The sequence below is a fragment of the Geminocystis sp. NIES-3709 genome (assembly GCF_001548115.1).
Classification (GTDB): Bacteria; Cyanobacteriota; Cyanobacteriia; order Cyanobacteriales; family Cyanobacteriaceae; genus Geminocystis.
The window spans coordinates 2,021,964-2,035,427 of record NZ_AP014821.1 but is presented as its reverse complement, the minus strand read 5'-3'; the positions used below and the strand labels follow the sequence as shown (position 1 = coordinate 2,035,427).

The 13,464-nt window shown below is 32.7% G+C and carries 12 protein-coding genes and 1 pseudogene; 2 read left to right on the top strand and 11 right to left on the bottom strand.

What is annotated here, in order from left to right; all coding sequences use genetic code 11:
- Window positions 1-30 precede the first annotated feature (30 nt).
- The 3 genes from GM3709_RS08700 to GM3709_RS08690 all read right to left on the bottom strand — a co-directional run bounded on the left by GM3709_RS08700 (window position 31) and on the right by GM3709_RS08690 (window position 3,154).
- The gene (locus tag GM3709_RS08700; RefSeq protein WP_066118369.1) at window positions 31-1,590 is read right to left on the bottom strand and encodes a site-2 protease family protein; all 1,560 of its coding nucleotides are present in this window, start codon (window positions 1,588-1,590) and stop codon (window positions 31-33) included.
- 192 nt (window positions 1,591-1,782) lie between these two features.
- The gene (gene murQ, locus GM3709_RS08695) at window positions 1,783-2,679 is read right to left on the bottom strand and encodes an N-acetylmuramic acid 6-phosphate etherase (RefSeq protein WP_066118367.1); all 897 of its coding nucleotides are present in this window, start codon (window positions 2,677-2,679) and stop codon (window positions 1,783-1,785) included.
- A 76-nt stretch (window positions 2,680-2,755) separates the two neighbouring features.
- Window positions 2,756-3,154, bottom strand: coding sequence for a DUF3110 domain-containing protein (locus GM3709_RS08690; protein WP_066118365.1), 399 nt, complete (start codon window positions 3,152-3,154; stop codon window positions 2,756-2,758).
- A 434-nt stretch (window positions 3,155-3,588) separates the two neighbouring features.
- Here GM3709_RS08690 and acsF point away from each other — a divergent pair, with 434 nt between their 5' ends.
- Window positions 3,589-4,665, top strand: a complete 1,077-nt coding sequence (acsF, locus tag GM3709_RS08685; protein ID WP_066118363.1) for a magnesium-protoporphyrin IX monomethyl ester (oxidative) cyclase — start codon at window positions 3,589-3,591, stop codon at window positions 4,663-4,665.
- 110 nt (window positions 4,666-4,775) lie between these two features.
- On the opposite strand, the gene GM3709_RS08680 is transcribed toward acsF, so the two are convergent.
- Genes GM3709_RS08680 through GM3709_RS08650 form a run of 7 tightly spaced genes read right to left on the bottom strand, consistent with a single transcriptional unit; the run spans window position 4,776 to window position 8,757 of the window.
- Window positions 4,776-5,435, bottom strand: a complete 660-nt coding sequence (locus tag GM3709_RS08680; protein WP_066118362.1) for a Na(+)/H(+) antiporter subunit B — start codon at window positions 5,433-5,435, stop codon at window positions 4,776-4,778.
- Window positions 5,436-5,447: 12 nt separating this feature from the next.
- A complete protein-coding gene (locus GM3709_RS08675) occupies window positions 5,448-6,005 on the bottom strand; it encodes a DUF4040 domain-containing protein (RefSeq protein ID WP_066118360.1) in 558 nt (185 codons plus the stop codon).
- A complete protein-coding gene (locus GM3709_RS08670; protein WP_066118358.1) occupies window positions 5,998-6,279 on the bottom strand; it encodes a monovalent cation/H(+) antiporter subunit G in 282 nt (93 codons plus the stop codon). Before GM3709_RS08670 ends, GM3709_RS08675 begins: the two co-directional genes overlap by 8 nt.
- A gap of 53 nt (window positions 6,280-6,332) precedes the next feature.
- Window positions 6,333-6,575, bottom strand: a complete 243-nt coding sequence (locus tag GM3709_RS08665) for a hypothetical protein (RefSeq protein WP_066118356.1) — start codon at window positions 6,573-6,575, stop codon at window positions 6,333-6,335.
- Window positions 6,572-6,955: a cation:proton antiporter gene (locus GM3709_RS08660; RefSeq protein ID WP_066118354.1), complete on the bottom strand. Its 384-nt coding sequence runs from the start codon at window positions 6,953-6,955 to the stop codon at window positions 6,572-6,574. Before GM3709_RS08660 ends, GM3709_RS08665 begins: the two co-directional genes overlap by 4 nt.
- Before the next feature lie 12 nt (window positions 6,956-6,967).
- Window positions 6,968-8,425 carry a cation:proton antiporter gene (locus GM3709_RS08655; RefSeq protein WP_066118351.1) on the bottom strand — a complete coding sequence of 486 codons (1,458 nt, stop codon included), beginning with the start codon at window positions 8,423-8,425 and terminating at the stop codon, window positions 6,968-6,970.
- A complete protein-coding gene (locus GM3709_RS08650) occupies window positions 8,425-8,757 on the bottom strand; it encodes a cation:proton antiporter subunit C (RefSeq protein WP_066118349.1) in 333 nt (110 codons plus the stop codon). The genes GM3709_RS08655 and GM3709_RS08650 overlap by 1 nt, the downstream gene beginning before the upstream one ends.
- 402 nt (window positions 8,758-9,159) lie before the next feature.
- On the opposite strand from GM3709_RS08650, the pseudogene GM3709_RS08645 reads away from it, so the two are divergent.
- A pseudogene (locus tag GM3709_RS08645) lies at window positions 9,160-10,426 on the top strand (IS701 family transposase).
- Between the two features lie 99 nt (window positions 10,427-10,525).
- Here GM3709_RS08645 and GM3709_RS08640 read toward each other — a convergent pair.
- Window positions 10,526-12,997, bottom strand: coding sequence for an ATP-dependent Clp protease ATP-binding subunit (locus tag GM3709_RS08640; RefSeq protein WP_066118348.1), 2,472 nt, complete (start codon window positions 12,995-12,997; stop codon window positions 10,526-10,528).
- Window positions 12,998-13,464: the final 467 nt, after the last annotated feature.

Sequence of the window (13,464 nt, the reverse complement as noted above, 5' to 3'; positions counted from 1 at the left end):
AGAAAATACCTAATTTTGGCGAATGATTATTTAAAATCCCATACCGATACCTAAACGACTGGCTAAACTAGGAGTAATTGGGATTAGAGTAGTTAAGGATAAGAAAATTAATATTAATCCCCATGCGGCTCTAGTATCATTAGGTTCGGTTAATTCGTTTAGACTAGGACGTTCTAAATCTCTTTGTAAGAATAAAATTACTATCGCCCAATAAAAAGGTAAAGAGTTAATGGGATTAAGGATACTGACGATACCTAAAACAATTAATGTACCGATCGTAGCACGACGACAGGTTTTTCTACCATAGATTGCTTGAATTATTCTACCGCCATCGAGTTGTCCTGCAGGTAATAGATTTAACGCCGTAATAACTAATCCTAACCAACCTAAAATCATTAAAGGATTTACTGCCACAGATTCACTTTGCAAACTAGAATTGAAAAATAATTTGGCTAAAATACCGACTAAAATTGAACCTTGAAAAAAGTTTGTCGGAATTTCAAAAGTACTGCCACTACCTGACACGACAAAACCTAAAAGTAATATAGTTAAAGACACAACAAATCCAGAGGCAGGCCCAGCAAAAGAAATATCAAACAATACAGTTCGATCAGGTATTAAGGATTCAAAACGAGTAATAGCCCCAAAACTACCAATTTGAATAGTAGGTAAGAAGAAGGGTAAACTAATTTTAACGTTATTTTTTGCCCCGATAATCTGATGTCCCATTTCATGAGCTAATAAAATTATCCATAAACCGATACACAAGGGCAAGACTTCCTGATAACGATTCCAGTTACCCACTAAATCAAATCCCAATAACAATGCGATCGCTTCCATGCTAGTAAAAATAGTAGCTAAAAACAATACTAAGGCTAAATTTTTTTGTGCTAAGGTTAAAGACTTTGGATCATTAGTACTAGGCAAAATAATGATAACGGGTTTTCCTTCGGGAGTTTCTACTAAAAATAAACGATATTTATCTCCTAGTTTAAGAGTTAATTTTTCTGTCAAATGTTGATGAGTAGAATCAGCTTCTCCCCGTAAATTACCTTTTAAAATAACACCCTCTTGATAAGGAATTGTTTCTGTAATAAAAAAAGTATCAATACCAAAAATACTTTTAATTTCTTTTAAATCATCTTCATTTATTGGCGTAAAATCTGGTTGTATTTGTTCAATTTTAATAGGAAACTGATTCTCTTTTATATTGCTAGGCTTATTTTTAGCTAAGGTTTCAGAATTTTCTTCTTCTTTTTCTTCAATAGTTGATCTTAGTTCCTTTTTTAATTTATCTAAAATATCGGAATTAATCTGATTTTCAGCTTTTTTTCTAATTAAATTTCCTAAGTAAATATAAAATCCTGCTGATATAACCAAAAGTAAAATGACAGCAATTAAATTAAGATAAATTCCAGTAGCTAATAAAACAAAAAAAGCCAACCAAGGTGTCATTAAACTTAAAGATTGTAACCAAGCTAAAATGCCTATTTCTCCATAGGGTTTTGCCCTCTTGTAACCCCAGAAAATAATACCTAATGCCACCAGTATAATGGCGATCGTTGTGAAATCTTGTGATAAATTAAACATGATTTATAATGAATAGTTAATATGAATAATCGTAATAAGAACTGATAATTTTCTCTATTATTTCTTGGTATTTGTACTTTAGTACTTTATCTTAATTCACTGGTGAAGGGTGTGTTATAAAGTCTTTAACTGAAACAAAAACTTAAAATTCTTGTTAATCTTCTTTTTTGTTTATCATTCTAAATTCTCCTGCTAGTTATTTAAAAGACTTTGACGCAAGTTACCTTCATTTTCTTTTAACAAAATTTCTGCCTCGCTTCTTGTTTTCTTACTCCAGTGCATCAACAATGCTAATTTTACCTTAGATCCACTAGCTTTTAAAAGTTCGATCGAGTCCTCTCTACTTAAATCCGTTAAATCACTAATAATTCTTAAAGCTCGATCCTCTAGTTTACTATTCGTAACAGATACATCAATCATACGATTACCATATACTTTTCCTAGTTTTACCATTACTCCTGTGGAAATAATGTTCAACGCCATTTTTGTAACTGTACCTGCTTTCAAACGAGTTGATCCTGCTAAAATTTCTGCTCCTGTTAATAGTCTAATATCAATATCTGCATCTATGGGTACTTGATCTTTAGGTACACAACTCATGGCGATCGCCGTTGCTCCTCTTTTTTTTGCTTCCTGTAAAGCACCATGAACATAAGGAGTTGTCCCCCCTGCTGTAATTCCAATTACCACATCTAAACTGTTAATATCTCGATCGATCATAGCTTGAACACCATCCTGCGATCGATCTTCTAAGGCTTCAGAACTTTTTACTAACGCCCCTTCTCCCCCAGCTAAAATACCTTGTACCATAGAAGGATCAGTACAGAAGGTGGGGGGACATTCTGCCGCATCAAGTACTCCTAAACGTCCGCTAGTACCTGCTCCAATGTAAAATAAACGTCCACCCTTATTCAAAGATTGAGCCGTAATTTCAATGGTTTGGGCTAATTCTTCTCTAGCATTGGCGATCGCTTCAATGGTTTTGAGATCTTCTTGATTAAACAAATCAACGATTTCCAAAGCCGAAAGTTGATCTAAATTAACACTAGCGGCGTTAATCTGTTCTGTTAATAAATGACCACGATTCATAAAATATGGATAATTGATAGTTAATAGTTGACAGTTGAGAACTAATTGCTAATCTCTAATCGCTAATTCCCCATTGTTAAAGTAATCCCTCTAACTGACGGCGGATGCGTTCTAATTCAAAAGCCGACATCTCTGCTTCAGAGGGTTCGGAAGATTCAGAAAATTCAGGAGGAGCATAACTACCGTCTTTATTCCAATCTGTTTCAGGAACATTTTTTTCGGGAGGAATTTCTAACATTCCCTCATTAATAAATTTCCATTCATAACCAGCAGACAAACAAAATTCTTCTACTTCATCTTGTTCAATAGCTTCCACCGAAGGGGTTGGAAAATCTTGAGCTTCGAGTAATAAACTATAACGAATAGCATCATCTTCTGATTCAAACATTAACACGAAATCTTCATCGCCTATCTGAATAGTATGGATTCCCTCGTTAGCCGTACCTGAATTATATAATAAAATGTATATCCGCATTTAACTTATTGATTAACATTAATTTTAACTTCTGGGGTTAATTTTAATGTCTCCTATTCTCATTGTCTATGAAAATCTCTTTTACCCATAAAAATTTGATTTTTTCCTAATTATCATTATCTGTAAATTGTGGATAATTTAGCTATTCAGATCTTGTCTCGCAGACTACTTTAATCGATCGGTTTTTAGAGTTGAGATTGAAAGTGAAGAAAAAAGAAGTAAATTTAATTCAAAAAAGTGCAACACTTAAATACAACATAAACAATTTATCGAAATTTCGTTACAACTCTTAATAAAATAGGTTCATGAGATGGTAAAGATTTTGTTAAACTTAGATTTAATCTGAAATTTTACGATCACGGAGTGGCGCTGTGAGATCACAGAGTAGCCCTTGACGATCGAAAAGCAATAAATATAGTTTTTTAAAAAATATTATGGTAACAACAGTACAAAAACCTGAGTACGAAGAAATACGTCCAGGTATAAAAGCACCAGCGAAAGAAACAATTCTTACTCCTCGTTTCTATACCACTGATTTTGATGCCATGGCAAAAATGGATATTGCCGCTAATGAGGAGGAATTACAAGCAATTTTAGCGGAATTTAAAGAAGATTATAACCGTCATCACTTTGTCCGTAACGCTGACTTTGATCAATCATGGGATCATATTGATGGAGAAACCCGTAAATTATTTGTGGAATTTCTTGAACGCTCTTGTACTGCGGAGTTTTCTGGTTTCTTACTATACAAAGAATTAGGCAGACGTTTAAAACACAAAAGTCCTGTATTAGCTGAGTGTTTTAACCTCATGTCTCGTGATGAAGCACGTCACGCTGGTTTCCTCAATAAAGCCATGTCTGATTTCAATTTATCTTTAGATTTAGGATTTTTAACCAAAAGTCGTGACTATACTTTCTTTCAACCTAAATTTATTTTTTACGCTACCTATCTATCTGAAAAAATTGGCTATTGGCGCTACATCACAATTTATCGTCACTTAGAGCAAAATCCTGAAAGTCGTATTTATCCTATTTTTAAGTTTTTTGAAAATTGGTGTCAAGATGAAAATCGTCACGGTGACTTTTTCGATGCAATTCTCAAAGCTAAACCCGAATATTTAAACGATTGGAAAGCGAAACTATGGTGTCGTTTCTTCCTTTTATCGGTGTTTGCGACTATGTATCTCAATGATTTACAACGTTCTGACTTTTATGCTTCCATTGGTTTAGATGCCAGAAGTTATGACAAGCACGTTATCGAAAAAACTAATCATACCGCAGGACGAGTTTTCCCCGTTATCATTGACGTTAACAATCCTGCTTTTTATGACAGTTTAGAAATTTGTGTTAGCAACTGTGAAAAATTACGAGCTATTGACGCAAGTAATTCGATTGCTCCTGTTAAATTCCTTCGTAAATTACCCTTATTCTTATCTAACGCTAGTCAATTTATTCGTTTATACTTCATAAAACCTATTGACTCAGAATCTTTACAAGGTAATGTCCTTTAAGTAAAAATTAGAAATTAAGGTATTTCTTTTTAATCAAATTGAGTATTTTCTTTTAAACTAAAGTCTTCTCTTGTCTTTAAGAAGAAGGCTTTTTATTTTGAGAAATTTTTTTATAATAATCCTCGATAACGAATAAATAGTAAAATTATTGCCCAAGATCCCAAAGCGACTTTTAAAGCCACTAATATATTTAATATAGGAATCATACCCCCACTAACTAATGATCCTAAATCTCCTTGGGGTAACTCTAAGCCAAATAAAGTAATACTTGCTAAGAAAATAAAGATAATTACAGTAATTTTTTCCCATTTAGAGACATTATAACGTTGATAAATATTCTGCATTAATTCAGTGGAAGAAGTAATTACTATTAAGCCAATAGCAGTACCTCCTGCGACTCCTGCGGCAAATCCTCCGCCCGGTGATAAATGTCCTCGAATGGCTAACTCAATAGCGACTAAAGCGGTAATAGTTGAACCCAGTCTTGCTAAAACGATCGATGGCTCATCGTTAAATTGATATACTTTTTTAGAGGGAATTTCATCACTAAAAAGATATTGTATTCCTAATGTTGCGATCGTAAATACTATCACTTCAAAAATAGTATCATAAAGACGATTACGAAAAAGTATTCCAGAGATAGAATTAGTTACTCCTGTTTCTTTAACAATGGTTTCCACAATAGAAAAATTTAATTCTAATATGGAATTAGGAATAATTAACATCTTTAAAAATAGTGCAATTCCAGCGATTAAATAAAAAATTTTCATTATATTTTTTTGTTATTTTTCAAGTAAATTAATATAAGTAAAATTAGAATTTATATTAGAACTTTCTCGGGTAAATATTTCGTATAAACGTTTTATTCTTATCTGAGTCAAATATAATTTATTCTCATTATTCCTCTGAAAACAAATACCATGAACTTCTTTTTCTTGTAAGGCTTTTTCCAAATTATTTAGATCTTCATAACTTACTAATTCTAAACGTAAATAATATTTTGCGATAATAGATTTAAAATTATCGATTAAAGATAAAAATAATTGATCTTTTTCTTCAGTTTTCAGAGTTAATAAATCTGTTTCTAACACACCTAAACGCATCACTAGAGACGATCGAATAGCGATAATATATAATGCCACAGCTAATAATGTACCCATCAAAGCCTCTGTTAAAGCCACATCTCCTGCACCTAATACAGCATACACTAAAGCGGCGATCGCACCTAAAATTCCTCGAATAACTAAAGCATCATAAGGATTAACCTGAATTACCAATAAAAAAGCCGATAAAGGTAATAAAGCAGTAATAATGTAGATAAACAAATCGGGATTATTCATTGACATTTTTACGATTACTAGAGGAATAAGCTAAAACATAACCCAACATGGTATTCCATATTGCTAAAAAAATAATACCTAGAATTAATAAAGGTGATTCTGTGGGAATTTTCCACAATAAGCCTACAAGAATAGCGATCGAACCGAGAGTATCGGATACGGTAAGAGTATGAAGTTTATAAAGAGGAGAACGTTTACTTATTAAATAAACTGTACCCCAAACCCAAAAAATTAAACCTAAAATAAGGCAAAAATAAGTAAGAAAATTAATCATAAATATTAGTAAAAAAAGTATTTTGACAGATTTTAATTAGTCTTTTTGGATTGTTAATTACGTTTAAGTAATTGTGCTAATAACATTAATCCAGCATTACCAACAGCAAGAATTATTATGCCTACAATGCCAATCATCCAATCATCTCTTAATACAGAAACAAATAAGATTAAGATGGCACTTTTAGAAGAAATACTCGCTAAACTTAACATTTTTTGCCAGATATTCTCATTACTCCAAGCCGTATATATTGGGATTAATAATGTCAATATCATGATGATTAAAATAATATTCATCGAGTGTTTCTCCTTAAAATTCTATGAATTTGAAACCATCCTTCTTCACAATATTTTATAACAATAGTTTTGGGAGTAAAAGTAATTAAAAATATGTCTAAAAAAATTAAATTTCTTGATCTATTTACCTTCACTCTTTCAAGAGTGATAGCTTCATGAAGATGGGGAAAAATCATTATTTCTAAGGCTTCAATATAGGCTTGAGGTATGACTATTAATAATTTTATTAACACTTTTAGCCATTTTTCGATCGATTCTTTTTCAATATCAGTGCGAGGCAATAATATAGCGATCAGAATGCCAATAATAATATTTAATAAACTTAAATCAGAAGTTAATAAAAACCAAAGAGTTAGTCTTAATAGTAAAGATAAAATCATTAATTTTAATATTTAATAAATAGTTAGTGATTGATTAGTTATTAGAATAATGCCATATAAAATAATAGGAACCAATACCATAAAACCTACGATATTATCAAATTTTTCTAAAACTACAGGAATTTTTATAACTAATTCTTTAAAAATAAATTTGTAAAATAACCATCCTAAAATAATTGTTATTAAAGCCTTTAAAATTTCTCTTAATTGATAACTTTCATAGTAAATCATATTAAAAATCAGAAGGACAATAATTAAAATAATCACAGATGAAGCCAAATTAAGATTATTATTTGCATCAGATATTTTATGATGAGGTAAAAATATTAATTTTCCAAAATAAATAGCGGTACAAATACCAATAATATTCATCGGTATCACTTGCCAAGAAAGGAGATTTTCTAGGGTTAATACCTTAGCTTCAAAACTAGAAAATAAAGGAAATCCTATAACTGACAGAGAAGCTAAAAATATGGGAATCCATAAGTTTGTATTAATGGGTTCATTTCTCAATTCTTGTATATTTCTAGTGGGTAAATTACCGACACACAAAAATAAGCTACATTTAGCTAATCCATGAGTTAAAGCATAAAATCCACCAACGGCAGGAGAAGCTAAAATAAATCCCATTTGAGAAATACTAGAAAATGCTAACATTCGTTTTATATCTTTTTCTAATAAAGCATAACAAGCACCAAAAATAGCTGTAAATATGGCAAAAATTCGGATAAATAAGTCAATATCTTCACTAATTCCTGCACATCTAATTAATGGTAAAACACTTGCTTTTGTGACAATTCCTGATAATAGTGCCGAGACTGATGTTTCTGATTCTGCATAAGTTAAAGGTAGCCATAATCCAGAAAAGAAAACACCACTTTTGACGAATAATCCTAAAAAAATAAAAACAAATGCTTCGGGGGGAGAATTTTTTAACCCTTCAAAACTAAAGGAATTATTGGCTTTATAAATCAATATTACTCCCATTAAATAGAATAACATTACAATACTGCTAATAAATAAATAACGTAATCCTACCCAAAGAGTTTTATCTGTGCAAGGATAAGCAATTAAAAGAAAAGCTATCATACCAATTACTTCTAATGCGACATATAGACTCATAAAATCTGTCGTTATAAAAGCAGAATTTAAACTACTATGTAAAAAAAGAATTTGTCCATAAAAAAAAGTATTTTTATTTTGTTGCCAAGAATAAATTATTACAGAACTGCTGACGATCGCATTAGTTAAAATAAAATAAATAGTAAGATTATCAACAGTAAAAGTAACTCCAAAATTATCCAATATTTTAAAACTTAAAGATCGATCATATAAAGTTATTAAAAAACTATATATAATGGAAATTAATACTCCAAATAATGCCAAATATTTATCAAATTTAGGGATTAAATAAGTTAAAAAACCTAATAATAAAGGTATAATAATCCAAAGAATAGTTAAGTTTGCCATTAGGTGTTATTTTTCTCTATTTCTTTTGTTTCTAAAGTGGGATTATTTTTTGCTAATTTCATCACCGTTACTAACATTAAAGCGAGGGTAGAAAAGCCAATAACGATCGCTGTTAAAATTACTGCTTGTGGTACGGGATCAGCATAACTAACATTTTTATCGGAGAGAATGGGAGTAAATAATCCTTTCTGAGATGCCATAAGTACATAATATGCGATAACACCAGTACTCATAATATCCATAGATATAGTTTTCATCAGCAAATTTTCCTTAAAAATAATCCCGAAAAATCCGCAGAATATCGTTATTAAAACAAAAACTTCTAATACCATAAATATTTATAGGTTGAAATGGGATAACTTGATTTTAGATGAAAGTAGGTAACAAAGAATAACTTTAACATACTACCAAATATTATTTATATTGATACATTATATTCATAGATAGTTAGACAATTATAGTGTTTAATCTATAACAATTTAATACATAATAGACAAAAAACTATATAAAATATGATAAACTAATTTTCAGGCAATCAAAATAGAATCAGGACTTACGCAAACAAAAAGAGAAAACAACAACGCTTTTATTAATCAATGCCTCTTAATTTTTTTGTTAATGTAGTATATCTAAGTGCTTGATTTGTATAGTTTTCTGATTTATTAACGGTACTTAGACAAAACAATAACAACAATTAAGCTATAATATTTACATTATATTGTTTTTAGGTCAAAATGAAAGAAATCACATCTTCATCAATGCCACCCTGTTTCGAGCGTTGGTGCCAAAAAATAGACCCTGTATTAAAAACAAAAGCACAAAAACGAGAGTTTAGAAATTATTTGGGCGGTTTATTAGGTGATTCTCAAAGAAAAAATCTCACTCAAATTGCCCATAATAATCTTGATATTACTTATCATAAGTTACATCATTTCCTAACAGAATCCACTTGGAATTATGATGAGGTAAATAATAAAAGACTAGAAATTATTGCCTCATGTCGTCAAACTAAAATAAGTCGCTCTTTCTCTTTAATTATCGATGATTCAGGTCATCGTAAAAGTGGCAATTTTACTGACTGTGTGGGACGACAATATATTGGTGAAATTGGCAAAACTGATAATGGTAATATCCGCAGTCACCACCCACATTTATGATGGGGTCAGAAGTTTTCCCTTAGACGTTGAATTATATGAAAAAGCGGAAAATTTCCCCTTGGGAAAAGATGACCCACAATTTCAAAAAAAACCCGATATTGCCTTTAATTTAATTGAAAAATGTTTAAACCGAAATTACCATCCTCAAATAATTTTAATGGATGGGGGTTATGGGAACAATACTAATTTATTAGAAAAATTAGAACAAAAAAATTTAAAATATATAGGAATTATTGCAAAAAATAGATTAGTACAAGTAGTAAAAGAAGATTTGAGAGAGTCTGAAAAAAGAATAGATGAAATAGCTAAATTATTACCTCAAGAGAGTTTTGAAGAAATAAAAACAGGTAAAAATAGAGAAAAAACTCTTTGGGTAGCAACCATAAAAATTAAATTATCAGCCTTATCAGGAATAAAAACCGTAGCTATCGTCATGAATGCTCCCAGTTTTGAAAAGTCCACAGATATTGATTATTTAATGACCAATGAAACAGGAGAAAAAGTCTGTGCAAATTGGATAGTAGAAACTTATACATCAAGAAATTGGATAGAAGTATTTTACCGTGAAATTAAGGGATGGTTAGGCTTATCAGAATACCAAGTGAGAAATAAAAGAAGTTTAATGAGACATTTTATATTGGTATTTTGCGCCGATACTTTTATTCAATGGCATCGTTTGACAGGGGGATTGAGAAGGCAATGGGGAAATAAACCCTTAAATACTTTTGCAGAGGCATTGGAAGCGTTTCGGACGGCAGTATCTTTTCGTTTCTTTCAATGGTTAAAAGATAATGTGGAAGTATTTAGCTTATATAAAGCAAGTTTAGGGTTTATTTGGGCATAATTTTTGTCTAAGTACCGTTAAGCAGATCCTAAAGTAGGCAAAAAAAAAGGTGGGACAATGCCCCCCTTAATAAATTAATTTGTTAAATCTAAAATTTAGTTAAACACCAGCTTTGGCTAATAAAGGATTCTGTCTTTCTGCTTTGATAGCAACCTTTCCTTCTTCATCAATGTCCACGATCGCAGTATCTCCTTCAAGAAGGCGTTTAGATAGAATTTCTTCCGCTAACACATCCTCTAAAAGTCGCATAATTGCCCGACGTAAAGGACGAGCACCATAAGCCGGGTTGAATCCTTCCTCGATTAAACGTTCTTTGAACTTCTCTGTTACTTGTAAGTAAATTTCTTGTTCAGTTAAACGAGCAAATACTTCTTTGAGTAAAATTTCGGAAATTTGCTTGACTTCCTCTTTATTGAGTTGACGGAAAACGATAATCTCATCAAGACGGTTAAGAAACTCAGGACGGAAGTAGTTTTTCAATTCCTCATTGACTAAAGATTTAATACGATTGTATTGAGATTCGCTCTGATCGCTTTCTAGTTCAAAACCTAAACCACCGCCTCCTTTTTCGATTACTTTTGAACCGATGTTAGAAGTCATGATCAATAAGGTATTCTTGAAATCTACAGTACGACCTTTAGAATCCGTCAAACGTCCATCTTCCAGAATTTGTAATAAGAGATTGAAAACGTCTGGGTGTGCTTTCTCAATTTCATCAAAGAGAACTACGGTGTAAGGACGACGACGAACTGCTTCTGTTAACTGTCCACCTTCGTTATAACCTACATACCCCGGTGGTGAACCTATTAATTTGGATACAGTATGACGTTCCATATATTCCGACATATCCAAACGGATCATAGCATCTTCAGAACCGAAGAAATAAGTTGCTAAGGCTTTGGTAAGTTCGGTTTTTCCTACTCCTGTTGGTCCTGAGAAGATGAAAGAAGCGATCGGGCGGTTAGGATTTTTCAACCCAACTCTTGCCCGTCTGATAGCCCGTGAAATAGCTTTTACTGCGTCTTCCTGTCCGATAATTCTCTGATGGAGAGTGTCTTCCATGTGTAAGAGTTTATCTGCTTCGGATTCGGTCAGTTTTTGTACGGGGACACCAGTCCAAGAGGCTACGATATGAGCAATTTCTTCCTCACTAACGACAGGATTTTCACTTACTTGAGGATTTTTCTTCTTGAGATCCGCTAAACCACGAATTTCTGCTTTAATTTCCATTTCTCGATCACGTAATTCCCCTGCACGATCAAAATCCTGAGATCTGACAGCTTCGTCTTTTTCTTTTAAAACCTGTCTCAATTCTTTATCTAACTCTTTGGCTTCGGCGGGCAATTGAGAATTCATTAAACGAACTCTGGAACCAGCTTCATCAACTAAGTCGATGGCTTTATCAGGTAAATATCGATCGCTGATGTAACGATCGGAAAGTTTAGCAGCGGCGGCTAAGGCTTCATCAGAGATTTTGAGTTTGTGATGTTGCTCATAACGTTCCCGTAATCCAAATAAAATTTCGATAGTTTCTTCAACGCTAGGCTCACCTACCATGACGGGCTGAAAACGTCTCGCTAAAGCAGCGTCTCTTTCGATGTGTTTACGGTATTCATCAAGGGTAGTCGCTCCGATACATTGCAGTTCACCCCTTGCTAAAGCAGGTTTGAGAATATTTGCTGCATCGATCGCTCCTTCTGCCGCCCCAGCACCAATTAAAGTATGAACCTCATCAATAACAAGGATAACATTCCCCGCTTGACGAATTTCGTCCATGATTTTTTTGAGTCTTTCTTCAAATTCCCCACGATATTTAGTACCTGCCACCAATAAACCAATATCAAGGGTAACGACTCGTTTGTCTTCTAACAAATCAGGCACATCTTTATTGGCAATACGTTGAGCTAATCCTTCAGCAATAGCAGTTTTACCGACACCGGGTTCACCGATTAACACGGGATTATTTTTGGTACGACGACCTAAAATTTGAATAACACGCTCAATTTCTTTTTGACGACCAACAACGGGATCTAATTTACCTTCCGTTGCAAAAATTGTTAAATTAGAGCCAAATTCATCTAAAGTTGGAGTTTTATTCGATCGACTGCCACCACCCACACCGACAGGAGTAGTTTCAGTTTCTCCTAACATCCGAATAACCTGAGTGCGAACTTTACCTAAATCCACTCCAAGATTTTCTAAAACTCTCGCCGCAACACCTTCCCCTTCACGAATTAAACCAAGAAGTAAGTGTTCAGTGCCGATGTAATTGTGTCCTAATTGACGAGCTTCTTCTAAAGACAACTCTAATACTCGTTTTGCTCTGGGAGTAAAGGGAATTTCTACCGCTACAAAGCCAGAACCACGACCGATGATTTTTTCAACCTCGATCCGAGCGTCTTTCAGGTTAACACCCATTGATTTCAGGACTTTGGCGGCGACACCAGTCCCTTCTCCAATCAAACCAAGGAGGATTTGTTCAGTACCCACGAAGTTATGACCCAGACGACGAGCCTCTTCTTGGGCTAACATGATCACCTTGATCGCCTTTTCTGTGAAGCGTTCAAACATAATTTTACTTTTCTCACCCTATGCCACGTTTAATAGCTGATTTTAGCACAGGATTAAGGTTAGTATGTGCCAGTGAGTACAGTAATTAGTTCGGTAATCAGCATCAACCTCATTATTACCAAACGTGAACTATAAAATTTATTGATCAAGACAGGGAAGAGGGAACAGGGAACAGGCAAAAGGTTTTATTTTGTTAGGACTTTTAAAGCCTTATTTTTAAGGAGTTTTCTCATGGAACGCAGGTATTATTTGATCGTTATACTTGAAATATTGAGTCAATCTTTCGGAATTTTATGACAACAACAATTATTGATTTTTTAAAACTTTTTTTATGTTGATCATATCTTTATTTTTAAATTTCAAAATCATATATTTAATTAAGATTTGTTAAGACTTTTTCATAATAGGTATATATTAAAATACTAAGATCGAAAGATATTTTTAAAATTAATTTTATGTAATTAATA